Source organism: Aquabacter sp. (genome assembly GCF_965279295.1).
In the GTDB taxonomy this organism is placed as follows: domain Bacteria; phylum Pseudomonadota; class Alphaproteobacteria; order Rhizobiales; family Xanthobacteraceae; genus Aquabacter.
Genome location: NZ_CBDIHQ010000011.1, coordinates 104,533 through 129,856 on the forward strand (window position 1 = coordinate 104,533; position 25,324 = coordinate 129,856).

15 protein-coding genes and 1 pseudogene are annotated in these 25,324 nt (G+C 66.6%); 10 read left to right on the forward strand and 6 right to left on the reverse strand.

Going from position 1 to position 25,324, the window contains the following annotated elements; translation table 11 throughout:
- Nucleotides 1–33: 33 nt before the first annotated feature.
- The 3 genes from ADADO0_RS04935 to ADADO0_RS04945 all read right to left on the reverse strand — a co-directional run bounded on the left by ADADO0_RS04935 (nt 34) and on the right by ADADO0_RS04945 (nt 3,639).
- Nucleotides 34–834 (reverse strand): mechanosensitive ion channel family protein, encoded by an 801-nt coding sequence (locus tag ADADO0_RS04935; protein WP_511303986.1) that lies wholly within the window; start codon nt 832–834, stop codon nt 34–36.
- 316 nt (nt 835–1,150) lie between these two features.
- On the reverse strand, nt 1,151–1,897 hold the full coding sequence (locus ADADO0_RS04940; protein WP_511303987.1) for a YebC/PmpR family DNA-binding transcriptional regulator: 747 nt from the start codon (nt 1,895–1,897) through the stop codon (nt 1,151–1,153).
- A gap of 185 nt (nt 1,898–2,082) precedes the next feature.
- Nucleotides 2,083–3,639 carry an alpha-amylase family glycosyl hydrolase gene (locus ADADO0_RS04945; RefSeq protein ID WP_511303988.1) on the reverse strand — a complete coding sequence of 519 codons (1,557 nt, stop codon included), beginning with the start codon at nt 3,637–3,639 and terminating at the stop codon, nt 2,083–2,085.
- A 367-nt stretch (nt 3,640–4,006) separates the two neighbouring features.
- Between ADADO0_RS04945 and treS the strand changes: the two genes are divergently transcribed.
- The 6 genes from treS to ADADO0_RS04975 all read left to right on the forward strand — a co-directional run bounded on the left by treS (nt 4,007) and on the right by ADADO0_RS04975 (nt 16,959).
- A complete protein-coding gene (treS, locus tag ADADO0_RS04950) occupies nt 4,007–7,315 on the forward strand; it encodes a maltose alpha-D-glucosyltransferase (protein ID WP_511303989.1) in 3,309 nt (1,102 codons plus the stop codon).
- A gap of 52 nt (nt 7,316–7,367) precedes the next feature.
- On the forward strand, nt 7,368–9,581 hold the full coding sequence (gene glgB, locus ADADO0_RS04955; protein ID WP_511303990.1) for a 1,4-alpha-glucan branching protein GlgB: 2,214 nt from the start codon (nt 7,368–7,370) through the stop codon (nt 9,579–9,581).
- Complete coding sequence (gene glgX / locus ADADO0_RS04960) at nt 9,578–11,704, forward strand: glycogen debranching protein GlgX (protein WP_511303991.1); 2,127 nt, start codon at nt 9,578–9,580, stop codon at nt 11,702–11,704. Before glgB ends, glgX begins: the two co-directional genes overlap by 4 nt.
- A gap of 39 nt (nt 11,705–11,743) precedes the next feature.
- Entirely contained in the window at nt 11,744–13,819 is a 2,076-nt protein-coding gene (malQ, locus tag ADADO0_RS04965) for a 4-alpha-glucanotransferase (RefSeq protein ID WP_511303992.1), read from the forward strand.
- Entirely contained in the window at nt 13,816–16,608 is a 2,793-nt protein-coding gene (treY, locus tag ADADO0_RS04970; protein WP_511303993.1) for a malto-oligosyltrehalose synthase, read from the forward strand. Before malQ ends, treY begins: the two co-directional genes overlap by 4 nt.
- A gap of 75 nt (nt 16,609–16,683) precedes the next feature.
- Nucleotides 16,684–16,959 carry a hypothetical protein gene (locus ADADO0_RS04975; RefSeq protein ID WP_511303994.1) on the forward strand — a complete coding sequence of 92 codons (276 nt, stop codon included), beginning with the start codon at nt 16,684–16,686 and terminating at the stop codon, nt 16,957–16,959.
- Nucleotides 16,960–16,997: 38 nt separating this feature from the next.
- Here ADADO0_RS04975 and paaZ read toward each other — a convergent pair.
- The 3 genes and pseudogenes from paaZ to pcaF all read right to left on the reverse strand — a co-directional run bounded on the left by paaZ (nt 16,998) and on the right by pcaF (nt 22,429).
- Nucleotides 16,998–19,041: pseudogene (gene paaZ, locus ADADO0_RS04980) on the reverse strand (phenylacetic acid degradation bifunctional protein PaaZ).
- Nucleotides 19,042–19,125: 84 nt separating this feature from the next.
- On the reverse strand, nt 19,126–21,219 hold the full coding sequence (locus ADADO0_RS04985; RefSeq protein WP_511303995.1) for an FAD-dependent oxidoreductase: 2,094 nt from the start codon (nt 21,217–21,219) through the stop codon (nt 19,126–19,128).
- Between the two features lies 1 nt (nt 21,220).
- The gene (gene pcaF / locus ADADO0_RS04990) at nt 21,221–22,429 is read right to left on the reverse strand and encodes a 3-oxoadipyl-CoA thiolase (protein WP_511303996.1); all 1,209 of its coding nucleotides are present in this window, start codon (nt 22,427–22,429) and stop codon (nt 21,221–21,223) included.
- On the opposite strand from pcaF, the gene ADADO0_RS04995 reads away from it, so the two are divergent.
- The 4 genes from ADADO0_RS04995 to paaK all read left to right on the forward strand — a co-directional run bounded on the left by ADADO0_RS04995 (nt 22,428) and on the right by paaK (nt 25,310).
- Nucleotides 22,428–22,634, forward strand: a complete 207-nt coding sequence (locus tag ADADO0_RS04995) for a hypothetical protein (RefSeq protein WP_511303998.1) — start codon at nt 22,428–22,430, stop codon at nt 22,632–22,634. The genes pcaF and ADADO0_RS04995 overlap by 2 nt on opposite strands.
- 82 nt (nt 22,635–22,716) lie before the next feature.
- A complete protein-coding gene (gene paaG, locus ADADO0_RS05000; protein ID WP_511303999.1) occupies nt 22,717–23,505 on the forward strand; it encodes a 2-(1,2-epoxy-1,2-dihydrophenyl)acetyl-CoA isomerase PaaG in 789 nt (262 codons plus the stop codon).
- Nucleotides 23,502–23,963 carry a hydroxyphenylacetyl-CoA thioesterase PaaI gene (paaI, locus tag ADADO0_RS05005; RefSeq protein ID WP_511304000.1) on the forward strand — a complete coding sequence of 154 codons (462 nt, stop codon included), beginning with the start codon at nt 23,502–23,504 and terminating at the stop codon, nt 23,961–23,963. Before paaG ends, paaI begins: the two co-directional genes overlap by 4 nt.
- Before the next feature lie 18 nt (nt 23,964–23,981).
- Nucleotides 23,982–25,310 (forward strand): phenylacetate--CoA ligase PaaK, encoded by a 1,329-nt coding sequence (gene paaK, locus ADADO0_RS05010; RefSeq protein ID WP_511304001.1) that lies wholly within the window; start codon nt 23,982–23,984, stop codon nt 25,308–25,310.
- Nucleotides 25,311–25,324: the final 14 nt, after the last annotated feature.

Below are 25,324 nucleotides of genomic sequence, written 5' to 3' on the forward strand. Positions count from 1 at the left end.
CCCCCGGCCCCTCTCCTTGAGGTGGGAGAGGGGTCACTCTGCTGGAGTTGGCGCCGCGTTCGGCTCGCGCGGCGCAACCAGCATAAGTGCCTGACGCAACAGCGCCTCACGGATCTTGGCAGCATTCTCCTTCTTCGACCACGCTTCCACGGCGACTTCTGCCGTGGAATCCGTGACCTTGGTCAAGGTGACGCTGGGAGCAGGGGAAGGCAGAACGGCAGGCTCGTGTGCCAGCATGTCTTGAATTCGATCCATCACCATCTGCGGATCATTGGCCAGCGCGACCGGCAAGGTGACGCTGATATGTGCTGTTTCTGAGGTATCGTAGGTAGACCGATTGATGAGCGCAGCCCCCCAAACCTGACCATTCGGGATGAGGATCTGGATATTCTCTCCGCTCATTAATTCCGTCATGAATAGATTCAGATTCCGCACCGTTCCGGCTCTGCCGCCCACCTCAATATTGTCCCCGATACGAAACGGGCGGAACAGCAGTAGCATCACCCCAGCCGCCATATTGGACAGGGTGCCCTGAAGCGCGAGGCCAACAGCGAGGGACGCCGCGCCGAGCACCGCCACAAGGCTGGTGGCCTGGATGCCGACAACTTGAAGGATCAGCACGAACGAAACCACGATGACAGCATATTTGGCGAGGTTCGACACGAACGCCGCCACGGTGCGGTCCATGTGCTTCGACACCATGAGCCCGCGATAGGTCAGGCGCTCCGCGAAGCTCGCCGCCCACCAACCGATGAACCCGATGGTCAGCGCGCCAAGACCATTTATGCCATAAATGATCGCGAGTTCGCCGAGGCGGTTGAAGTCCAAATTCATGTCGCATCCTTGAGTGCCGGAAGCGCGTTCACGGCCCGTGCACGTCAGAAAGAGCGTGCTTTCCTCATCGGCAACGACCCGGCACGTCACAGGTTCCCGGTGCAACGCGGCGCCGCTCTCACGCCACCATGCACGCGGCAAGTCTCGATCTCGCCAAAGGTCATGAACTCGCAAGGTCAGGACTTTCGGACATGCAACTGCCGGCTGATCTCGCAATTCGCGGGATCCGTACTCGCGACTCAGGACGCCGCGAGGGATGCTGTTGGCTTACACTCGCCCCCTGGTGCCGGAATGACCGGCACCGCTCAGGCCACGCTCAGTCGCTCATTTTCGCGATCATGGCATCGGACAACTCGAAGTTCGCCGTGACGTTCTGCACGTCGTCATTATCCTCGAGCGCCTCGACCAGGCGGATCAGCTTCTCGGCGGTTTCATCGTCCACCGCTATGGAGTTCTGCGGGCGCCACACCAGGCTCGCCTTGCGGGGCTCGCCGAACTTAGCTTCCAGCACGCGCTGCACGTCCGCGAGGGCATCGCCCGCGCACACCACTTCGTGGCCTTCGGGCGAGGACGACACATCGTCGGCACCGGCCTCGATGGCGGCTTCCATGATGGCCTCGTCGCTGGCCTTGCCGGCCTCGAACTCAATGACGCCGACCCGGTCAAACATGAAGGATACGGCCCCGGTCTCGGCGAGATTGCCGCCGGACTTGGTGAAGTAGGAGCGAACCTCTCCGGCGGTGCGGTTGCGATTGTCGGTCAGCGCCTCGACGATGACGGCGACGCCGCCGGGGCCGTAGCCCTCGTAGCGGATTTCGTCGTAATTCTCACTGTCCGAACCGGACGCCTTCTTGATGGCGCGCTCGATATTGTCCTTGGGCATGTTCTCGGCGCGGGCCGCGAGGATGGCGGCGCGCAGGCGCGCGTTCATGCCGGGGTCCGGCAGGCCCATCTTGGCAGAAACGGTGATTTCACGCGCCAGCTTGGAGAACAGCTTGGAGCGAATGCCGTCCTGCCGCCCCTTGCGGTGCATGATGTTCTTGAACTGTGAATGCCCGGCCATGGCCGCCTCCGGTTTTCGGGGCGTCCCGCGCGCCGCGCCCGCGGCGCCGCCCGGATCATCCCGTTCCTGTTATGAGCCGGCCTTATAGGTCGGCAAATGGCCGGAGGGCAAGAAAGGCGACGGCGAAATGGGCTTAGGCGTAGGTATTCCCTATGTGCACTGCGGGAGACCGCGCCCGTTGAGGCTCAACCCAGCAGGATCATCAGCCCCTCGTTCGCCCGCAATGCGATCTCGTCCGTGATTGTCTCGCCCTCACGGTCGCAGAAGGTGGAGAGAAGAACCCGGCCGTTGAAGTCTACGCCGGACGCCTCCAGCGGTTCCGCGCCAAGGTTCAGTGCGATGAGAATCCGCGCCTGCGCGTCCGAGCGGACATAGAGCAGCAGATTGCCTTGCGCCGAGACCGGGCTGTAGTCGCCGAGCGCCAGCACAGGATGCGCCCGCCGCAGTGCCAGGAGGCGGCGATGCAAGGTCAGCATGGAGCCGGCCGCGCCGCGCTCGGACGCGACATTCACCTCGGTGAAATCCGGCGCCACCGGAAGCCAGGGCTCAACCTTGGAGAAGCCGGCGAAATCCGAAGCGTCCCATTGCATCGGGGTGCGCACGCCGTCGCGGCCGAGCCCGAGGCCGGGCACGTTCTTCTCATAGGGGTCCTGGATGCGCTCCGGCGGGATATCGACATGCGCCATGCCGATCTCATCGCCGTAATAGAGTGTCGGCGTGCCGCGCAGCGTCAGCAGCAGCATGGCGGCGACCCGCACCTGATCGGCACCGACGCGCTTGGAAATGCGCGGGCGGTCATGGTTGCCCAGCACCCAGTTGGGCCAGCCACCCTCAGGGATGGCGGCCTCATAGGCGGAAACCAGCGCCTCGATGTTACGTGCGTTCCAGGGCGTATCGAGCAAAGCGAAGTTGAAGGGCAGGTGGGCGCCGTCGAGGTTCGCCCCGTAATAGGCGACGAGGCGTTCCAGCGGCAGATAGATCTCGCCGATCAGCAGGCGGTCCGGGAATTCATCCACCGTGCGCCGCAGGCCGGCGACCACCTCCTGGACATCGTCAAGGTCGGTGGTGTGGAGCGGGATCAGCCGCTGATAGGGGTTCTTGCCCACCGCGAATCCGGGGTTTTCCGGATTATCCTGGAAGCTTGGGTCCTTCATCATGTGCCAGAGCACATCGACGCGAAACCCATCCACGCCCCGCCGCATCCAGAAGCGCATGACCTCGAAGATCGCCTGCGCAACTTGCGGGTTGCGCCAGTTGAGGTCGGGCTGCCGGTCCAGGAAGGCGTGGTAGTAATATTGGCCGGACGCCGCATCCAGCGCCCAGGCGCTGCCGCCGAATTCCGACAGCCAATTGTTGGGGGGGCCGCCGTCCGCTGCGGGGTCGCGCCAAATATACCAATCGCGCTTGGGATTGTCCCTGGAGGACCGCGCTTCTTTGAACCAAGCGTGTTCGTCCGAGGTGTGATTGGGGACAAGGTCCACAAGAATCTTCAGGCCCTTTTCGTGCGCCGCCGCCACCAGCGCATCGAAATCGGCGAGGGTGCCGAAGATCGGGTCGACGTCCACATAATCGGCCACGTCATACCCGAAATCCGCCATGGGCGAGGGATAGAAGGGCGACAGCCAGACGGCATCGACACCCAGTTCCGCGAGATAGTCGAGCCGCCCCGTGACGCCGACGAGGTCGCCGATGCCGTCCGCGTTCGTGTCTTGAAAAGAGCGGGGATAGATCTGGTAGATCACCCCGCTTCGCCACCAAGGAGCCTCGTCCGAATGCCGCGCTGGTGGGTTCTGCAAAATGGTTCTCCTCGTTCCCTGCCCGCTTCTAACCGGTGCGCGCGAGCCTCTGTTCCCCGGCTGGCGCGGGACTTGAAAAAGGCGCCAAAAAATCGCACCCGGAATACGGCGGTGGTATGGAACCGGAAGCGCGGCGAGGCGTTGGCCGAGGTGGAGGGGATTTGCCGGCACGTTGCCGGAGGGAAATCCGTCGCTCCGCCAGCACCCGCGACGAGGCCGATGCCGAAACTTCGCGAACCCGCCGTTTTCCACAGCGTTCACTCCGCGCGCACCGCACCTTCCGTTTCCTTAAGCTCGTGTCTGGAGCGTTGACATGACCGCTCCCATCACCGCCGGCGACGACCCGCTCTGGTACAAGGATGCGGTGATCTACCAGCTTCATGTGAAGTCGTTCTTCGATTCCAACAATGACGGGATCGGCGACTTTCCGGGCCTGATCTCGAAGCTGGATTATATCGCCGACCTCGGCGCCACCGCCATCTGGCTGCTGCCCTTTTATCCCTCGCCGCGCCGCGACGATGGCTACGACATCGCTCTGTACGAGGGCGTCTCGCCGGACTACGGCACCATGGAGGACGCCCGCCGCTTCATCGAGGCGGCGCACGCACGCGGCATGCGCGTGATCACCGAACTGGTGGTCAACCACACCTCCGACCAGCACCCCTGGTTCCAGGCGGCACGCAACGCGCCCAAGGGCTCGCCGGAGCGCAATTATTATGTCTGGGCGGACGACGACCAGGGCTATCAGGGCACCCGGATCATCTTCCTCGACACCGAGAAGTCCAACTGGACGTATGACCCGGTGGCCGGCCAGTATTTCTGGCATCGCTTCTATTCCCACCAGCCGGACCTCAACTTCGATAATCCCGAGGTGCTGGACCGCATCCTCTCGGTCATGCGCTTCTGGCTCGATATCGGCGTGGACGGCCTGCGGCTCGACGCGGTGCCCTACCTCATCGAGCGCGACGGCACCTCGAATGAGAACCTGTCCGAGACCCATGACATCTTAAAGAAGATCCGCGCCCATCTGGACGAGCGTTACACCGGCCGCATGCTGCTGGCGGAAGCCAATATGTGGCCGGAGGACACCCAGCAATATTTCGGCGAGAACGGCGATGAGTGCCACATGGCATTCCACTTCCCGCTGATGCCGCGCATGTACATGGCGATCGCCAAGGAAGACCGCTTCCCGATCACCGACATCCTGCGCCAGACCCCGGCCATTCCCGACAATTGCCAGTGGGCCATCTTCCTGCGCAATCACGACGAGCTGACGCTCGAGATGGTGACGGATTCCGAGCGCGACTATCTCTGGACCGTCTATGCAGCGGACCGGCGCGCCCGCCTCAACCTCGGCATCCGCCGCCGCCTCGCCCCGCTGCTGCAGCGTGACCGGCGGCGCATCGAATTGATGAACGCGCTGCTGCTCTCCATGCCTGGAACGCCGGTGATCTATTACGGCGACGAGATCGGCATGGGCGACAACATCCATCTGGGCGACCGCGATGGCGTGCGCACCCCCATGCAATGGTCGCCGGACCGCAACGGCGGCTTCTCCCGCGCCGATCCCGAGCAACTCGTGCTGCCGCCGATCCAGGACCCGCTCTACGGCTACTTCGCGCTGAACGTGGAAGCGCAATTGCGCGACCCCCACTCGCTGCTCAACTGGACGCGGCGGGTGCTCGCGATCCGCAAGCGCCATCCCTCCATGGGGCGCGGCACGTTTCGCCTGCTGTATCCCGGCAACCGCAAGATCCTGGCCTATCTGCGCTCGCACGAGAACGAGACCATCCTGTGCGTTGCGAACCTTTCGCAGACGTTGCAGGCGGTGGAGCTTGATCTCTCGGAATTCGAGCAGCGGGTGCCGGTCGAGATGGCCGGCGGCACGCCGTTCCCTCCCGTGGGGCGGTTTCCTTATCTCCTGACAATCCCGGCCTATGGCTTCTACGCCTTCAACCTGTCCAGCCAGATGGCCGAGCCGAGCTGGCACTCCTCGCCGCCCGAGCAGCTTCCCGAATTCGAGACTTTGGTGCTGCGCGGCGGGCTTGCCGACGTAGTGTCGGAACGCCACCGCCCGGCGCTTGAGCGCGACGCGCTGCCGGCCTATGTGCGGCGGCGGCGCTGGTTCGCCTCCCGCAAGGAGCAAATCGGCGCGGTGCGCCTGTCCTGGGCGATGCCGTTGCCGCGTGCCGGCAACAATGTGTTCCTGGCGGAGATCGCGATCGAGGTGGCCGGCGGCACGGAACGCTATGTCATGCCGCTCGCCATCGCCTGGGAAGACCAGCAGCCCTCCGCCTTGTCGGTGCAACTGGCGCTGACGCGGGTGCGGCAGGGCCGGCGCGTCGGCTATCTCACCGATGCGCTCACGCTGGATTCCATGCCACATGCCGTCGTGCGTGCCCTGCGCAGCGGCACGGCTCTGCCGCTGCCGGATGGCGGCGATCTGAGGTTTGTTGCCACCAGCCGCCTCGCCGGACTGGACATTCCGCCCGAGGCGCGGATCCACCGCATCCGCGCGGAAGAGGCGAACTCGACCATCGTCATCGAGGAGAAAGCCACCTTCAAGGTGATCCGTCGCACCCTGTTCGGCATCCACCCGGAATCCGAGATGGTGCGCTACCTCACGCAGCAGAACTATGCCAACACCGCGCCACTTCTGGGCGAGGTGGTGCGCTTCGACCCCGAGGGACGCCCGGCGGTCCTTGCCTTGCTGCTCGGCTATGTCGGCAACCAGGGCGATGCCTGGAACTGGGTGATCGACCAGTTGCGCCGCGCCCTCACCGCCTCCACCCAGGGCGGGCAAGATGTGGAGCAGAGCTTCGAGGAGCAATTGTCCGGTCTCTCGCCGTTCATGCGGGCGGTCGGCCGGCGGCTGGCGGAGTTTCACGCCGTGCTGGCGCGGCAGACCGACAATCCCGCCTTTGCCCCGGAATTCGCGAACGAGGCCCATGTCTCCGCGTGGGCCGAAGCCGCGCGCACTGCGCTGGAAAAAGCCTTCGCGACACTTGAGACGGACCGCCAATGGACCTCGGACGATGTGCGGGAGGAGGTGCTTGCGATCCTCGCCGCTCGCCAGGGCCTTCTGGCTGCCGTGGACCGGCTCGCCGCGGCGGGGAACGGTGCAATCCTCACCCGCATCCATGGCGATTTCCACTTTGCCCAGGTCATGGTTTCGGGCGGCGATGCCTACATCATGAATTTCGAGGGCAATCCCCATGATTCCACCGAGGTCAGGCGGATGAAGGACAGTCCGTGGCGCGACGTGGCGGGGCTGGTGCGCTCCATCGATGCCGCCGCCGCCCATGTGGATTTCTCCGGCAAGGAGATACACGGCCTCGCCTCGACCCATCAGCGCCGCGCCTTGATGGAGAACTTCAAGTCCCGCGCGCTGCGCGCATTCCTCTCGGGCTATGTCGATGGCGGCGCGACGACAAGCGGGGCGGATCGCCCGCTCATGGACCTGTTCTTGCTGCAAATGCTGGCCCGCCGGATCGGCCAGGATCCGGATGCGCGGCAGGTGGCGATCGAATATGCCGTGCGCAGCCTGCACAACCTAGCCGTCAAGCATGCCGGTGCCGCCGAGTTGCACGCCGAAGCTGCATTCGAGCGGGTGACGGCATGAAGCGCACTGACGTGACGCTTATCGGGAAAACACGCTTCTGGAGGAGCATCTGATGGGCGCCATCGACCCCTCCCTCGCAACGCCTGGCCTTGATGCCGAAACCCTTCGCTTGCTGCGGGAAGGCCGCCATGGCGATCCCTTCTCCGTGCTTGGGCCGCATGCGCTGAAGGGGGCCATCGCCCTGCGCACGGTCCAGCCCGGCGCCGAGCGCGTGGTCGCCATCGGCCCTGCGGGCGAAGAACTTGCAAACCTCGAACGCATCGATCCCGCCGGCATCTTCGCGGGTCGCATCAAGGGCGCGCTGACGCCCGCCTATCGTCTGCGCGTCACCTGGCCCGGCGGCGCGGTGCAAGAGGGCGAGGACCCTTACGCCTTCCCGCCTCTGCTTGGCGGGCTGGACCTGCATCTTCTCTCGGAAGGCACGCATCTTAATCTCGCCGATGCGCTCGGCGCCCGCGTGACGACAGTGGAGGGCGTGCCCGGCGTGCGCTTCGCGGTCTGGGCACCCAACGCGCAGCGCGTGTCGGTGGTGGGTGAATTCAATACGTGGGACGGGCGCCGTCATGCCATGCGGCGGCATCCGGGCGCGGGCGTGTGGGAGATTTTCATCCCCCGTCTCGGTGCCGGCACCAGCTACAAATACGAAATCCTCTCGCAGGATGGTCGCCTGTTGCCACTCAAGGCCGACCCGGTGGCCCGCGCCGCCGAAATGCCGCCCAAGACCGCATCGGTGGTCGCCGATCCGACGCCGTTTTCCTGGTCCGACGATCTCTGGATGGCGGAACGCGCGGTGCGCCAGAGCGCGGATGCCGCCATCTCCATCTATGAGATGCACGCCGGTTCGTGGATGCACATGGAGGGGTGGCGCGATCCCAATTGGCAGGAATTGGGCGACCGGCTCATTCCCTATGTGACCCGCCTCGGCTTCACCCATATCGAGCTGATGCCGATCATGGAGCATCCGTTCGGCGGCTCCTGGGGATACCAGCCGCTCAGCCTGTTCGCCCCCACCGCGCGCTACGGCTCACCGGCCGATTTCGCCCGCTTCGTGGACCGCTGCCATGCCGCGAAGATCGGCGTTCTGCTCGACTGGGTGCCGGCGCATTTTCCCAACGACGCCCACGGCCTCGCCAGCTTCGACGGCACCGCCCTCTATGAGCATGCCGACCCGCGCGAGGGGTTCCACCATGACTGGAACACGCTGATCTACAATTTCGGCCGTCGCGAGGTGTCGCAGTTCCTGATCGCAAGCGCGCTGGAATGGCTGCGCCATTTCCACATCGACGGGCTTCGGGTGGATGCGGTCGCCTCCATGCTCTACCGCGACTATTCCCGAAAGGCCGGGGAATGGGTGCCCAACATCCACGGCGGGCGGGAAAACCTGGAAGCGGTCGCGTTCCTGAAGCGCCTCAATGAAACCATCGCCCACGAGGCGCCGGGCGCCATCGTGATCGCCGAGGAATCCACCGCCTGGCCCGGCGTGACTGCGCCGGTCGCGGACGGGGGGCTGGGCTTCTCCTTCAAGTGGAACATGGGGTGGATGCACGACACCCTGACCTATATCGGCACCGACCCCATCAACCGCCGCTACCAGCACGACAAAATGACCTTCGGGCTGGTCTATGCCTTCTCGGAAAAATTCGTGCTGCCGATCTCCCATGACGAGGTGGTGCACGGAAAAGGCTCGCTTTATGGGCGCATGCCGGGCGATCCCTGGCAGCGCCTGGCGAACCTGCGCGCCTATCTCGGCTTCATGTGGGGGCATCCCGGCAAGAAGCTCCTGTTCCAGGGGTGCGAACTGGCCCAGCCGACCGAGTGGAACCACGACGGCCAACTTCCCTGGAGCCTGCTGGATGACCCCGCGCATCGCGGGGTGCAGACACTCGTGGGCGATCTGAACGCGCTCTACACAGGCGAACCGGGCCTCTACAGCCGCGATTCAAGCCCGGACGGGTTTCGCTGGGTGATCGGCGACGACAAGGCGAACTCGGTGCTGGCCTTCCTGCGGTTGGGGGCGCGCGCGCCGGTGCTGGTGATCTGCAACATGACGCCGGTGCCGAGGCATGACTATTCCATCGGCGTTCCCAGTGCGGGGTTCTGGGACGAAATGGTCAACACGGATGCCGCCGTCTATGGCGGCAGCGGGATTGGAAACGGCGAGGGCGTCGAGGCACTTGCGCAGGCGAGCCACGGGATGGAACACTCCCTCGTGCTGACGCTGCCTCCGCTGGCGACCCTGTTCCTCCGACCGAGATTTGCTATATGACGCTGCCGCCGCTGCCGGATCGGCTGGAAAGGGGGCGTCCCTACCCCCTCGGTGCAACCCCGGACGGATTGGGTACAAACTTCGCGGTGTTTTCGGCCAATGCCGAGAAAATCGAGCTGTGCCTTTTTGACCCGCGCGGGCGCCGAGAGGTGGCGCGCCTCGCCCTTCCAGATTGCACCGACGAGGTCTGGCACGGCTATCTCCCCGGCGCCTTCGACGGCCTGATCTATGGCTATCGCGCGCATGGTCCCTATGACCCGGCGCGCGGCCATCGCTTCAACCCGGCGAAGCTGCTGATCGATCCCTATGCGCGCCAGATCACCGGCGCGCCACGCTGGTCGGACACGCTGTTCTCCTATCGCATGGGCGGCGGGCGCGGCGATCTTTCCATCGACCGCCGCGACAGCGCCGCCGCCATGCCCAAGGGCGTGGTGGTCTCCCCTTGGGCGGATTGGGGCGATGACCGCTCGCCCGACCTGCCCTGGGCCGACACCGTGATCTACGAGGCGCACCTGCGCGGCCTCTCCATGCGACGCCAGGATGTGCGACCGCACGAGAGGGGCACGTTCGCGGCGCTGGCGCATCCCCGCTTCATCGACCATCTCCACCGCATCGGCGTCACCGCCGTGGAACTGCTGCCGGTGCATGCATTTCTTCAGGATCATTTCCTGGTGGAACGGGGACTACGCAATTACTGGGGCTATTCCACCCTCTCCTTCTTCGCGCCCGAGCCCAGCTATCTCTCCACCGGCTCGCTCCAGGAAATGCGCGCGGCCATCCGCCGGCTGCATGCGGCCGGCATCGAGGTGATCCTCGACGTGGTGTACAACCACACCTGCGAGGGCGACGAGAGGGGTCCGACCTTCTCGTTCAAGGGCCTGGACAACGCCAGCTATTACCGCCTCGTGCCGGGCAACGAGCGCCAATACATCAACGACACCGGGTGCGGAAACACCGTGAACCTCTCACATCCGCGCGTGTTGCAGATGGTGATGGATTCGCTGCGCTACTGGGTCGAGGCGTTCCATATCGACGGCTTCCGCTTCGATCTGGGCGTGACGCTAGGGCGGGAGGGGAACGGTTACGACCCCGGCTCCGGCTTCTTCGACGCGATCAGGCAGGACCCCGTGCTGGCCCGCTGCAAGCTGATCGCCGAGCCATGGGACATCGGCCCGGATGGCTATCAGCTCGGCCGCATGCCGCCCTCCTTCGCGGAGTGGAACGACCGGTTTAGAGATGATGTGCGGCGGTTCTGGAAGCGCGATCCCGGCATGCGGGGGGACATTGCGGGGCGTCTCTCGGGCTCGTCGTTCCTGTTCGACCACCGCTTCCGCAAGCCCTGGGCCTCGGTGAACTATGCCGCCTCCCACGACGGCTTCACCCTCGCCGACGTCACCGCCTACAACGAAAAGCACAATGCCGCGAACGGCGAGGACGGCCGCGACGGGCACGACGGCAACCACAGCTACAATTGGGGCGTCGAGGGCCCGACCGACGACTATAAGATCAACGCCACCCGCGGCCGGATCTCCCGCGCAATGCTGGCGAGTGTGATGTTCGCGCAGGGTACGCCCATGCTGCTGGCGGGCGATGAATTCGGCCGCACCCAGAACGGCAACAACAACGCCTATTGCCAGGACAACGAACTCTCCTGGATCGACTGGGAGCAGGCCCGCTCGCCTGAGGGGCGGACGCTGACGGCCTTCGTCGCGCGCCTCGCGGAAATCCGCAAACGCTATGCCATCCTGCGCGCACCGCGCTTCCTTCATGCCCTCGAGGAGTTCCTGCCCGGCCTGCGCGACATTGGCTGGTTCGACGAGAATGGCGCGGAAATCACCCCGGAGGGCTGGGACGCGGACGGTGGCTTCACGCTGGCGCTGCGCCGCGCCGGGCGCACGCCCACCGGCGGCATCGAGGTGCTGCTGCTGCTGCTGAACGCCTCCGACCACGCTGTGACCTTCCGCCTTCCCGCCCCCTCCCTGACCTGGCGACTACTGCTGGACAGTGCCGCCGGGCTGGTTTCGGAGGAACGCGCCATCACCGGCGAAACCCACCTCGCGGCCTCCAGCGTACGTCTGCTGGCCGCCTATGCGGACCAGAAGTCCGTGGACCCGCGCATATGACCCCAAGCATTTCCCTTCCCGGCATGAAGAGACCCGCGCATGGATGACGCGCTGCTGACCCTCGCCCGCCTCGCCGGCATTTCACCCCATTGGCACGACGCCTTCGGCCGCCCGCAGAGCGTGCCGGCGCCTTCCCTGCGCGCCATCCTCGCCGCGCTTGAGCTGCCCGCCGACAGCCCGGCGCAGATCACCGAGAGCATCGCCCGAACCCAGGTCGAGCGCATCGCCCAGGTGCCGCCGCTGGTGACGGCGGACGCTGGCACGCCGGTCCGTCTTTCGCTTCCCGGCTCCGCCGGGACTGTGCGCTACCACGTCGCTCTCGACGGCGGTGGCGTGGTGGAAGGCGAGGCGGAGATCGAGGACGGCGCGCTGACGCTGCCCGCGTTCGACACGCCGGGCTACCACATGCTGGAGGCCGGCGGCATCCGCACCGTGTTGGCGGTGGCGCCCACAAGCTGCTTCAGCATCGCCGACGCGGCGGAGAGCCCGCAGGCGCGCCTGTGGGCGCTGGCGGTGCAGATCTATTCGCTTCGGCGCGACGGGGACTGCGGCATCGGCGACTTCTCCGGCCTCTCGCAGTTCGCGGTGAAGGCTGCAAACGCCGGCGCCTCCGGCCTCGTGCTGAGCCCGGTGCACGCCGGCTTCTCGGCGGATCCGCACCATTTCAGCCCCTATGCGCCCTCCAGCCGGCAATTCCTGAGCCCGCTTCATGCCGACCCTGGCGTCGTGCTGGGCGGTCATGCGGTGGAGGAAGCAATCGCCGCGCTCGGCTGCGGCACCACCATTGCCAGCCTGGAGCGGGCGCACATGGTGGACTGGCCCACCGCCGGCCCGATCAAGCTCGCCATCATGCGGCATATCTACGAGAACGCCCTGGCCCGCAGCCCCGAGCAGATGGCGGCCTTCGCCGCCTTCCGCACCGCCGCCGGCCAGCCGCTTGAAGACCATGCCCGGTTCGAGGCGATCCACGCCGCGCAGTTCGGCGCAGATCCCTCCAAATGGAACTGGCGCACCTGGGGCGGCGGCCTTGCCGACCCGACCAGCGATGCGGTGGCCGCCTTCGCGCGCCAGCACGGCGCGGAAGTGAGCTTCCACGCCTTCCTGCAATGGGTCGCCGATGCGAGTCTGGCCCAGGCTCAGGATGCAGCGGTTTCCGCAGGCATGCCCATCGGCCTCATCAGCGACCTCGCGGTCGGCACAGATGGCGGCGGGAGCCAGGCGTGGAGCCGTCAGTCGGACATGCTGATCGGCCTTTCCGTGGGCGCGCCGCCGGACCTGCTGAACGGCCTCGGCCAGAGTTGGGGCCTCTCCGCCTTCTCGCCCCGTGCACTGGTGAATTCCGGCTTCGCCGGCTTCCGCGACATGCTGGGCGCGGTGATGGCCCATGCCGGTGGGGTGCGCATCGACCACATCATGGGACTGATGCGCCTGTGGCTGGTGCCGGAGGGCTTCTCCGCGACAGAAGGCGCCTATCTCGCCTATCCGTTCGACGATCTGGCGCGGCTGGTGGCGCTAGAATCTCACCGCCGCAACACCATCGTCATCGGCGAGGATCTCGGCACCGTGCCAGAGGGCTTCCGCGAGAAGCTCTCGGGTCGCGGCATCCTCGGCATGAAGGTGCTGTGGTTCGAGCGGCACGACGACTGGTTCACCCGCGCCGACCACTATTCCCCCAATGCCATCGCCGTCACCGGCACCCACGACCTGCCCACCGTGGCCGGCTGGTGGAAGGGACGCGACATCGACTGGCGCGTGCCGCTCGGCATCGTCGGCGAAGGCCAGGACGAGCGCAGCGAACGCGAGGGCCGCACCCGCGACCGCTACAACATCTGGCAGGCGATCGCTCCCGAGGACACCGACCCCAACGCCCCACCGGAAGCCCCCGAAGCCGTGGTGGATGCCGCGCTGAACTTCATCGGCCGCACCCCGGCCCCGCTGGTGGTGATCCCGGTCGAGGACGCCCTCGCCCTGCCGGAGCAGCCCAACCTGCCGGGCACCATAGACGAGCACCCCAACTGGCGCCGCCGACTCACCGCGCAGGCGGCGCATGTGCTCGACGATCCCGACGTTCTCGCGCGCCTCGCGATCCTCGACCTCGCAAGAAAGAGCACATGAGAATCCCCCGCGCCACCGTCCGTCTGCAGTTCCACGAGGACTTCACGCTGGATGCGGCGGTTCCCCTGGTCGGCTATTTCGCCGACCTCGGGATCAGCCATATCTACGCCTCGCCGCTGCTCACCTCACGGCGCGGTTCGCGCCATGGCTACGATACGGTGGACCATGGCACGCTGGACCCGGAACTTGGCGGCGAGGCGGCGCTGGGGCGGCTGGTGAGCGCGCTGCGGGCGCGGGGCATGGGACTGATCCTCGATATCGTGCCGAACCATATGGGGGTCGGCGGCAGCGACAACCGGGTTTGGCTCGACGTGCTCGAATGGGGGCGCGACAGCGCCTATGCAGATGTCTTCGACATCAACTGGACGCCGGCCGACAGCGCGCTGGAAGGCAAGGTGCTCGCGCCGTTCCTCGGCACGCCCTATGGCGAAGCCCTGCGCGAAGGCACCATCACGCTCGGCTATGACACCGCGCGCGGCGAATTCCAGGCGCGCCATTACGACCATGTCTTTCCCATCTGTCCGTTTCATTACGGCGATATCCTTGCGGCGGCGAACATCCCCGCGCTCGCCGACCTGCGCACCGCTTTCGCTGCGGTGACGCCGGATCGCACCGGCAAGTCGGAAGCTATGCGGCTGAAGGATCAGCTTTCCATTCTCGCCGATGCCGGCACCGATCTGCTCGCCGACGTGCTCGCGGCCCATGATGCCTCCGACAAGGAAGGATGCCGCCGGCTGCACGCGCTGCTGGAGCGGCAAAACTTCCGCCTCGCATGGTGGCGCACCGCGAACGATGATCTCAACTGGCGCCGCTTCTTCGACATCACCGACCTCGCCGGGGTGCAGGTGGAGCGGCAGGAGGTGTTCGAGCAGTCCCATGCGCTGGTGTTCCGCCTCTATGCCGACGCACTGGTGGATGGGTTCCGCATCGACCATGTGGACGGCATCTCCGACCCCGCCACCTATTGTCGCCGCCTGCGCAAGCGGCTGGAGCAACTCGATGCCCGCCGGCCCGACGATGCGCCCGCCGGCGGCTATGTCGTTCTGGAAAAGATCCTGCATCGCGGCGAGCGGATGCCGGACGGATGGCAGGTCGACGGCACCACCGGCTACGACTTCATGGACGAAGTCTCCGCCCTGCTCCATGACGGCGACGCCGACGAGGCGCTCGACCAGGTGTGGGGACAGGCGACCGGCGATGCCGAGCATTATGCCGCGCAGGTCGAAGCCGCGCGCCGGCAGGTTCTGAGGGGCGGCTTTGGCGCCGAGATGCAGACCGCGACCCGCGCCCTGCACCGCGTCGCCCGCGGCGATCTCGACACCCGCGACATCACCCTCGCCGCCATTCGTCGGGCGTTGAACGAACTGGTGGTCGCCTTCCCGGTCTACCGCACCTATGCCGACGCCTCGGGCCGCTCAGAGCAGGATTGGACCTATGTTTCCCAGGCCCTCGCCCAGGCCCGCAAACGCTTGCCGCCCATCGACCATCCGGTGCTCGACCTGATCGACGGATGGCTCGGCGGCGCGGCCCCGAACGGGCTCGGTGACATATTGGAAGCGGGCACGCGGGCGCATGCCATCGCCAAGTTCCAGCAACTCACCTCCCCCATCGCTGCGAAGTCGGTGGAAGATACGCTGTTCTATCGTTACGGCCGACTGCTCTCGCGCAACGAGGTGGGCTCGGACCCGCAGCAGATGGGACTTTCACCCACCGACTTCCACGCCGCGAATGCAGCGAGAGCGGCGCGCCTCCCCGGCGCCATGCTCGCCACCGCCACCCACGACCACAAGCGGGGCGAGGATGCCCGCCTGCGGCTTGCGGTGCTGAGCGAAATCCCGAGGGAATGGCAGAACGAACTGGAGCGCCTGATGGCGCTGGCGGAACCGCTGCGCGCCACGCTGGAGGGCGGCATCGCCCCGGAGCCGAGCGACGAGGTGATGCTCTACCAGACGCTGATCGGCGCCTGGCCGCTCGACCTCTCGCCGGACGATGACGCGGGCGTCGCCGCCTATTGCGAGCGGGTCGCCGGCTGGCAGGTCAAGGCCCTGCGGGAGGCCAAGCGGCGCACCAATTGGATCTTCCCCGACACCGCCTATGAGGAGGCGTGCCGGTGGTTCCTCGGCGCCATCCTCCAGCAGCCGGCGGGAGCTGAACTGCGCGCGCGGATCGCGAACTTCGCACGGCGCCTGGCGCCGGCAGGTGCGCTCAACAGTCTGGCGCAGACCGCGCTCAAATACACCGTTCCCGGAATGCCGGACCTGTATCAGGGCACGGAGTTCTGGGACTTCAGCCTGGTCGATCCAGACAACCGTCGACCGGTGGATTATGTGGTGCGCGAACGGGCGCTACGCGCCGGCACCGCCCCCGCCGACCTGCTTGCGCATTGGCAGGACGGTCGAGTCAAGCAGGCGCTCATTGCGCGGTTGCTCCACCTTCGGGAAGCCCATCCCGCGCTATTCGCCGCCGGCACCTATGAACCGCTCGCGCTGGCCGGACCTGCGGCAAACCGGGCGGTGGCCTTCCTACGCCGGCATGAGGACGTGTCGCTGCTCGTGGTGGTACCACGGCATTGCGCCGGCATTCTCGGCGCCAATGCGGAGATCCCTTTGCCGCCGCCGTCCACATGGCGCGACACCGCCGTTCTCCTGCCCGAGGGCGCTGCGACGCAGTTCACGGATGTGCTGGGGGACGGCGACGTCGCAGCGGAGGGCCGCAAGCTTCAGGTGGCCGACCTGCTGCGTGACTTTCCGGTCGTGGCCCTGCTGGCGGTGCCGGCCGCAACCAAATGAGGCTCTAGAGCGTTGCTTTGGGGACGAGGATCGCGCGGATACCCAGCGCCATCCGCCCCCGGAGGAGAGGCTGACATGACCAACGACGCGCAGCAGACAAAGGCCGACAGACACCGCCAGGAAGCCGAATTGGACAAGGCGCTGGAGAACAGCTTTCCCGCCAGCGACCCGCCGGCCGCGACCAACCCCTCAAGCTTCACCGGTGCGGAAGTTGCCCGTGACAAGGATGCGAAGGCCAAATCCCCCGAGCATCAGGCAGCCTCGGAAGCACTCGACAAGGAACTTGACGACAGCTTCCCCGCCAGCGATCCGCCCTCGGTGATGCGCAAGCACAGCAGCGACGACGCGTGACGCACGCGGCCGGGTCTCCACCCCGGCCGCGTTTTTCTTTACGCCGCCGCCTTGCGCGCGCTCATGGTCAGGAGTTCGTAGCGCGCGACCGTGTCGCCGTCCTGGTTGAACACTTCCGCGTCCCACCGCACCTCGCCGTATTCCGGCTTACGCGCCGCCTGCTTCTGCTTGACCGTAAGGCGCACGCGGATGTCGTCGCCGGGCGAAACCGGCTTCAGGAAGCGCAGATTGTCGAGGCCGTAATTCGCCAGCAGCGGGCCCGGCGCGGGGTCCACGAACAGCCCGGCGGCGAACGACAGAATCAGATAGCCATGCGCCACCCGGCCCGGGAAGAACGGGTTGGCCTTGGCCGCTTCCTCGTCCATGTGGGCGTAGAAGGTATCGCCGGTGAAATGGGCGAAATGCTCGATATCGTCGAGCGTTATGGTCCGCGCGGCGGTCTCCACCGTATCGCCCACCGCCAGACCGTCGAAATCGGTCTTGAACGGATGCTGGAACGGCGCGGGCGCAGGCGCGCCCTTGATCCAGTTGCGGGTCAGCGCGGATATCCTGCGCGGCGAGCCCTGAAGCGCCGTGCGCTGCATATAGTGGAACACACCACGCAGCCCGCCCATCTCCTCGCCGCCACCGGCACGGCCCGGACCGCCATGCACCAGGCCAGGCATAGGCGAGCCATGGCCGGTGGACTCCTTTGCACAGTCGCGGTCGAGCACCAGCACACGCCCGTGGTGGGCGGCGATGCCGAATACCAGCTTTTCCGCCACGTCTTCGTCATAGGTGTAGACGGACGCGACTAGGCTGCCCTCGCCCATGGCCACCAATGCCACCGCATCGTCCAGCCCATCGTAGGGCATCAGGGTCGCGACCGGGCCGAACGCCTCCACATGGTGCGGCGCGGAGGCCGTGCGCGGCTGTGCGCAGCACAGAAGGACGGGCGCCATGAAGGCGCCATCAGCGAGGCTCCCGCCCAAAGGCTGCGCCGTATCCACGCTGCCGAAGACGATGTCCGCTTCCTGGGCGATCTCCGCCACCGCTTCGCGCACCGCTTCGCGCTGGGCAAGGCTGGCGAGCGGGCCCATGCGCACATCGTCCCGGCGCGGATCACCCACGGTGATGGCGGAAAGCTGGGCGGCCAGCGCCGCTTCGGCGGCCGCCGCCTGTTCGCGCGGCACGAAGATGCGGCGGATGGCGGTGCACTTCTGGCCCGCCTTCACTGTCATCTCGCGCGCCACTTCCTTGATAAACAGGTCAAACTCCGGTGTGCCGGCAACCGCATCGGTGCCGAGCACGGCGGCGTTGAGGGAGTCGCCGCTCGGCTATGAAGCGCACCGCGTTGCGCGACACCACGGGATGATCGCGCAGGGCCTGGGAGGTCGCCGCCGAGCCGGTGAAGGACAGCACGTCCTGTCCCGTCAGATGATCCAGCAGATCGCCGGCCGAACCGCACACGAATTGCAGCGCGCCGGGCGGCAGGATGCCGGCATCGATGATCTGCCGCACCACCGCTTCAGCCACATAAGCCGTTGAGGTGGCGGGCTTGGTGATGACCGGCACGCCCGCGAGGATAGCCGGCGCCAGCTTTTCCAGCATGCCCCAACAGGGGAAGTTAAAGGCGTTGATATGCACCGCGACGCCGTTGAGCGGAGTCAGGATATGCATGCCGACGAAGGTTCCGTTTTTGGACAGCGCTTCCGGCGCACCCTCCACCACGAATCGTTCGCTCGGCAATTCCCTGCGGCCGCGCGAGGCATAGGCGAACAGGGTGCCGAGACCGCCGTCGATGTCGAAGAAATTGTCACGCTTAGTGGCGCCCGTATCGGCAGAGAGCGCGTAGAGCGGCTCCTTCTGCTCACCCAGGATCTTGGCCAGGCCACGCAGCATGTCGGCGCGCTGGTGGAAGGTCAGCGCCCGCAGCGCCGGTCCGCCCACCTCCCGCGCATGACGCACCATCGCCGCAAAATCGAGCCCCTTGGTGGATGCCTGCGCGACGACGTGACCGTCGATGGCGCTCGGAATGTCCACCAGGCCGACTGTGGGAGCCACCCAGCGATCGAGGGCGTAGCTTTCGATGAGGCGTGTCATGGTCTTAATCCCTCAGGACATCCTCAGGCGAAGCGGCATCCGCCCGCCTGAGGAATTTGCGATGAACGTGTAAGACGCCAGAGCTCAGCCCTTGCGCCACTGCGCGAAGCTACCGCCGGTGCGGGCAAGGTGCTGGAGCAGCGCGGATGGTTCCGACCCGGCGCCGCCCGCCGCGTGGGCGGCCTCGACCTCGCGCAGCACCTCGACAAGTCCCATCTGGTCGGCCGCGAACATCGGTCCGCCCTTCAGGCGCGGGAAGCCGTAGCCGTTGACGAAGGTGAGATCGATGTCGGAGGCGCGCAGCGCGATGCCTTCCTCCAGTTCCTTCGCCCCCTCGTTCGCCATCACGGCGATGAGGCGGCGCTGGATCTCTTCCGGCGTGAAGGTGCGCGGCGTGATGCCCTTTTCCGCGCGGGCGGCGGCGACGATTTCCCCGGTCGCGGGATCGAGCGCGGCCTTGCCCGCCGCGTCATAGGCATACCATCCCGCCCCGGTCTTGCGGCCGAGCCGGCCGGCCTCGCACAGGCGATCCGGAATGGCGACATATCGCTCGTTGGGGTCGCGGGTCGCGGCCCGGCGCTTACGCATGGCGAAAGCGATGTCGAGGCCCGACATATCGGAGACCGCGAAGATGCCCATGGCGAAACCGTAGGCTTCCAGGGCCGCGTCCACGTCCTGCGACGCCGCGCCGTCTTCCACCAGATATTCCGCGTGGCGGCGATAGACGGCATAGATGCGATTGCCGATGAAGCCGTCGCAATTGCCGGCGACGATCGCCTGCTTGCCGATCTTCTTGGCGAAGGCCAGCGCGGTGGCGAGGACGTCGGGCCCAGTCTTCTCCGCCTTCACCACTTCCAGCAGGCGCATCAGATTGGCCGGCGCGAAGAAGTGCAGGCCCACCACGTCCTGCGGGCGCGCGGTCACGGCGGCAATGGCGTCGAGGTCGAGATAGGAGGTGTTGCTCGCAAGCACCGCGCCGCGGCGGGCGATGGCATCGAGGCGCCGGAAGATATCGGCTTTCACATCCATCGCTTCGAACGCAGCCTCGATGATGAGGTCGACATCCGCGAGCAACTGCCAGTCGGCGGTGGGCGTGACGCGCGCGATGCGCTCGTCTGCCTGCGCCCGTGTCAGCCGGCCGCTCTTGACCGGCCGCTCGTAAAGCCCCTGCACCTTCGCGAAGCCGGCAGCCGCCGCCTCGGCGTCGCGATCGACCAGGACCACGGAAAGGCCGGCATCTGCCAGCGCCACAGCAATGCCGGCGCCCATGGTGCCAGCGCCGATGACGGCGGTGCGCGCGAACGCACGCGGGGTGGCGCCCTCAAGGCCGGGCACCTTGCCGGCCTCGCGCTCGGCGAAGAACAGATGGCGCAGCGCGGCGGCCTCCGCGCTCTCACGAAGCGTCAGGAAGGCCGCGCGCTCGCGGGCCACCCCTTGCTCGAAATCACCATCGCGCACCGCGCGGATCACACGGATCGCCTCGGCTATGGCGGGAACCCCCTTGGCACCCTTCAGCGCCAGCGCGGCGGCGGCATCCTCCTCGGCGGCGGCGCCCTCCGGCACCGGCAAAGCGGAGACGCGGCGCTTGGTGCCGTGTTTCGCCAGGCTCAGGACGGTGAGGAAGGAATCGGCGAGCACGTCGTCCGCGACGATCTCGTCCAGCAGCCCAAGCTCCAACGCTTCCTTTGCCTTCAAGACCCGCCCTTCGCAGATCAGCGGGATCGCCTTGGCGATGCCCACCAGACGCGGCAGGCGCTGCGTCCCGCCGGCGCCGGGAATGATGCCGAGGCGCGTTTCGGGAAGCCCGAGCAGCGCCTTGGGGGAGCCCAGGCGGGCATCGCAGGCCAGAGCGATTTCCAGCCCGCCGCCCAGGGCCGCGCCGTCAATGACGGCGACGACCGGCTTCTCGACAGCGTCGATGGCGGACACCACGTCCGGCAGGGACGGGTCTTCGGGCGGCAGGTTCATCTCGCGAATATCGGCGCCAGCAATGAACCGCCCGGCGCCGCCGCTGATCACCACCCCCTTCACGGACGCATCCGCCCCCAGTGTCGCCATGGCCTCGATGAGACCCAGGCGGACCGCACGGGAGAGCGCGTTGACCGGGGGATTTGAAATCTCCACCACGGCAACAGGGCCGTGGCGGCAGATGGTGACGGGGGTGGGGATCGCAGTCACGTCACACCAGCTCGATGAGGGCGGCGATGCCCTGGCCGACGCCGATGCACATGGTGCAGACGGCGCGCTTGCCGCCACGGGTTTCCAGCGCGTTCACCGCCGTCATGGCGAGGCGCGCGCCGGACATGCCGAGCGGATGGCCGAGCGCGATGGCGCCGCCGTGCGGGTTCACATGCTCGGCGTTATCCGGCAGGCCAAGCTGGCGCAGAACGGCGAGCGCCTGCGAGGCGAACGCCTCGTTCAGTTCGATCAGGTCGATGTCACTGAGGGAGAGCTTGTTCTTCTCCAGCAGCTTGCGGGTCGCCGGGGCCGGGCCGATGCCCATGATGCGCGGCGGCACGCCGGCCTGGACCACCGAGACGACGCGGGCGCGCGGGGTGAGGCCATACTTCTTCACCGCCGCCTCGGAAGCGATGATGAGCGCGCCAGCGCCGTCGTTGACGCCGGAGGCGTTGCCGGCCGTGACCGAGCCGCCTTCCTTTCGGAACGGGGTCTTCAGAGCGGCAAGCTGCTCAAGGGTGGTCTCGGCACGCGGATGCTCGTCCTTGGAGAAGACGGTCACCGCGCCCTTCTTGCCCTTCAGTTCGATGGGGGCGATCTCGCGCTCGAAGAAGCCGGCGTCCTGCGCGGCCTTGGCGCGCTGCTGGGAATTGTAGGCGAACAGGTCTTGGTCGGCACGGGACACCTGGAAGTCCGCCGCGACGTTCTCGCCGGTCTCCGGCATGGAGTCGACGCCGTACTGCGCCTTCATCAGCGGGTTGATGAAACGCCAGCCGATGGTGGTGTCGAAGATTTCCGCCTGGCGGGAGAAGGCGTCGGTCGCCTTGCCCATGACGAAGGGCGCGCGGGTCATGCTCTCGACGCCGCCGGAGATGATGAGGTCGGCATCGCCCGTGAGAATGGCGCGGGCGCCGATGCCCACCGCGTCGAGGCCGGAGCCGCACAGCCGGTTGACAGTGGTGCCGGGCGCGCTCACCGGCAGGCCCGCCAGCAGCGCCGCCATGCGGGCCACGTCGCGATTGTCCTCGCCGCCCTGGTTGGCGCAGCCGAGAATCACGTCGTCCACTGCCTCCCAATCGATATTGGGATTGCGGTCCTTCAGGACGCGGATCGGATGAGCCGCCAGATCATCGGCGCGCACATCCTTCAGGGCGCCGGCATAGCGGCCGATGGGGGTGCGCGCGAAGTCGCAGATATAGGCGTGCGTCATGATGATCTCCGATGATCCGGGTCAGGCGATTTGGAGCGCGCAGAAAACCCGAACACGCTGCTTCGGGAAAGCCGAATCTGCGGAAATTTCGGACAAACAGATCGCCGAACAGGCACTTATTCCCGAAGGGGGCGGGGTTCGGCACTTGGGAAATCGCTTCGACATGGCATCCTCCGTGCCGGTGGAGCATTGTCGGCCTGATTGACAAGCTTGCTCCTTGAGCTAAAGATTAACCGATCGATCGGTTAATTCAAGAGGCTCTCTGAGGAGCCCAGTGGGAGGATCGGGTGGAGAACGTGCTTCTCGTGGACCGCCATGACGGCTGGACCGCTTTGACCCTGAACCGGCCGGACCGGTTGAACGCCTTCACCGAGGAGCTGCACCTCGCATTGCGCGGCGCCCTCGATGAGATCGCCGCCGACGAGACCTGCCGCGCGGTTCTCCTCACCGGCGCCGGTCGCGGCTTCTGCGCCGGCCAGGATCTGGGTGCGCGGGTCGGCCTCAAGGAGGCCCCGGACCTCGGCGCCACCATCGAGACCTTCTATAATCCCCTGATCCGCCGCATCCGGGCGCTGAAGAAGCCTGTGGTCTGCGCGGTCAACGGCGTCGCAGCCGGTGCCGGAGCAAACATCGCCTTCGCCTGCGACATCGTGCTTGCGGCGAAGTCCGCGAAATTCATCCAGGCGTTCTCGAAGATCGGCCTCGTGCCGGATTCCGGCGGCACCTTCTTCCTGCCACGCCTGGTGGGCGATGCCCGCGCCCGCGCGCTCATGATGCTGGCGGAACCCGTCACCGCCGATGAAGCGGAAAGCTGGGGTATGATCTGGCGGGCGGTGGAAGACACCGACCTGCGCCCGGAGGCGGAAAAGCTCGTCGCCCATCTCGCGACCCAGCCGACCCACGGCCTGGCGCTGACCAAGCAGGCGCTCAACGCTTCCGCCGGTAACGATCTCGACACCCAGCTCGACCTGGAACGCGATCTTCAGCGCGAGGCGGGGCGTAGCCCTGACTATGCCGAAGGCACCAAAGCCTTCATGGAAAAGCGCGCGCCCCGCTTCACGGGCCGCTCCTCATGAGCACGCTGACTAACGTCCGCTCCCCCGAGGAGACCGCGCGGCTGTGCGCCGACACCATGTGGGAAAACGATCCCGCGACGCGCGGCCTCGGCATGGAATTGCTGGCGGTGGCCCCCGGCTCTGCCACCCTCTCCATGGTGCTGGCGCCCTATATGGCGAACGGGCACGGCACGGCACACGGCGGCTTTATCTTCACGCTGGCCGACAGTGCCTTCGCCTTCGCCTGCAACACTTATGACGAGCGCAGCGTCGCGGGGCACTGCTCCATCAGCTTCCTTCGGCCGGGCACCCGGGGCCACACATTGGTGGCAACCGCGCGAGAAATCACCCGCGCCGGGCGCTCCGGCATCTACGACGTGAGCGTCACGCAGGACGGCGAGTTGATCGCGGAATTTCGCGGCCATTCCCGCACCATAGGCGGCCCGATCATCGCGCCAGACGCGCAAACAAAGTCCTGAGCGGAGGAGATAATGAACATGGCGCAGCCGGCCACCAGCTTCGACCGCAGCATCAAGGACGGCCTCGACGCCGTCGAGCGCGCGTCCCGTGACGAGGTCATGTCTCTCCAGCGCCGGCGCCTCGCCTGGTCGCTGAAGCATGCCTACGACAACGTGCCGTTCTACCGCGCGCAGTTCGACGCGGCGGGCGTGCACCCCTCGGACTTCAAAGACCTGTCCGACCTCGCCAAATTCCCGTTCACGGTGAAGAAGGACCTGCGGGACAACTATCCCTTCGGCCTGTTCGCCGTGCCGCGCGAGAAGCTGGCGCGCATCCACGGCTCCTCGGGCACCACCGGCAAGCCGATCGTCGTGGGCTACACGCAGGCCGACATCGACATGTGGGCGGACGTGATGGCCCGCTCGATCCGCGCCGCCGGCGCACGCCCCGGCATGATGGTGCATGTGGCCTACGGCTACGGCCTGTTCACCGGCGGCCTCGGCGCGCATTACGGTGCCGAGCGCCTCGGCTGTACCGTCGTGCCGATGTCCGGCGGCATGACAGACCGGCAGGTCCAGCTCATCACCGACTTCAAGCCCGAGGTCATCATGGTGACGCCCAGCTACATGCTGGCCATCCTCGACGGCTTCGCCAAAGCCGGGCTCGACCCGCGCGAAAGCTCGCTCAAGTTCGGCATTTTCGGCGCAGAGCCATGGACGAATGCCATGCGCGGGGAGATCGAGCACGCCTTTGCCATGGACGCCACCGACATCTATGGCCTCTCGGAAGTGATCGGCCCCGGTGTCGCGCAGGAGTGCGTGGAGACCAAGGACGGCCTGCACGTCTGGGAAGACCATTTCTATCCCGAGATCATCGATCCCGTGACGGGCGAGGTGGTGCCGGACGGCGAGATGGGCGAACTGGTCTTCACCTCGCTGACCAAGGAAGCCTTTCCGATCATCCGCTATCGCACCCGCGACCTCACGCGCCTGCTTCCCGGCACGGCGCGCCCCGGCATGCGGCGCATGGAGAAGGTGACGGGCCGCTCCGACGACATGATGATCCTGCGCGGGGTCAATGTGTTCCCGACCCAGATCGAGGAAGCCCTGCTCGCCACCGACTGGTGCGCCGGCCACTTCTTCATCGAACTGACCCGCGAAGGGCGCATGGACGAGATGAGCGTCCTCACCGAGGCCCGCGAGGAGCATTGGGACGGCGCCGGCCTTAAGGTTCACGCTGAGCGGCTGGTGACGCGCATCAAGGACACTATCGGCATCACCACCCGCGTGACCATCCAGGCACCCGGCTCCATCGAGCGTTCCGCAGGCAAGGCCCGCCGCGTGGTGGACAAGCGCCCGAAGGGGTAAGGTGGCTGCGCTGA

Coding starts and splice junctions, on each gene's coding strand:
- treY (WP_511303993.1), top strand. CDS start 13,816: ATGAGAATCCCCCGCGCCACCGTCCGTCTGCAGTTCCACGAGGACTTC.
- glgX (WP_511303991.1), top strand. CDS start 9,578: ATGACGCTGCCGCCGCTGCCGGATCGGCTGGAAAGGGGGCGTCCCTAC.
- paaI (WP_511304000.1), top strand. CDS start 23,502: ATGAGCACGCTGACTAACGTCCGCTCCCCCGAGGAGACCGCGCGGCTG.
- ADADO0_RS04935 (WP_511303986.1), bottom strand. CDS start 834: ATGAATTTGGACTTCAACCGCCTCGGCGAACTCGCGATCATTTATGGC.
- pcaF (WP_511303996.1), bottom strand. CDS start 22,429: ATGACGCACGCCTATATCTGCGACTTCGCGCGCACCCCCATCGGCCGC.
- ADADO0_RS04995 (WP_511303998.1), top strand. CDS start 22,428: ATGATGATCTCCGATGATCCGGGTCAGGCGATTTGGAGCGCGCAGAAA.
- malQ (WP_511303992.1), top strand. CDS start 11,744: ATGGATGACGCGCTGCTGACCCTCGCCCGCCTCGCCGGCATTTCACCC.
- ADADO0_RS04940 (WP_511303987.1), bottom strand. CDS start 1,897: ATGGCCGGGCATTCACAGTTCAAGAACATCATGCACCGCAAGGGGCGG.
- glgB (WP_511303990.1), top strand. CDS start 7,368: ATGGGCGCCATCGACCCCTCCCTCGCAACGCCTGGCCTTGATGCCGAA.
- ADADO0_RS04975 (WP_511303994.1), top strand. CDS start 16,684: ATGACCAACGACGCGCAGCAGACAAAGGCCGACAGACACCGCCAGGAA.
- paaK (WP_511304001.1), top strand. CDS start 23,982: ATGGCGCAGCCGGCCACCAGCTTCGACCGCAGCATCAAGGACGGCCTC.
- treS (WP_511303989.1), top strand. CDS start 4,007: ATGACCGCTCCCATCACCGCCGGCGACGACCCGCTCTGGTACAAGGAT.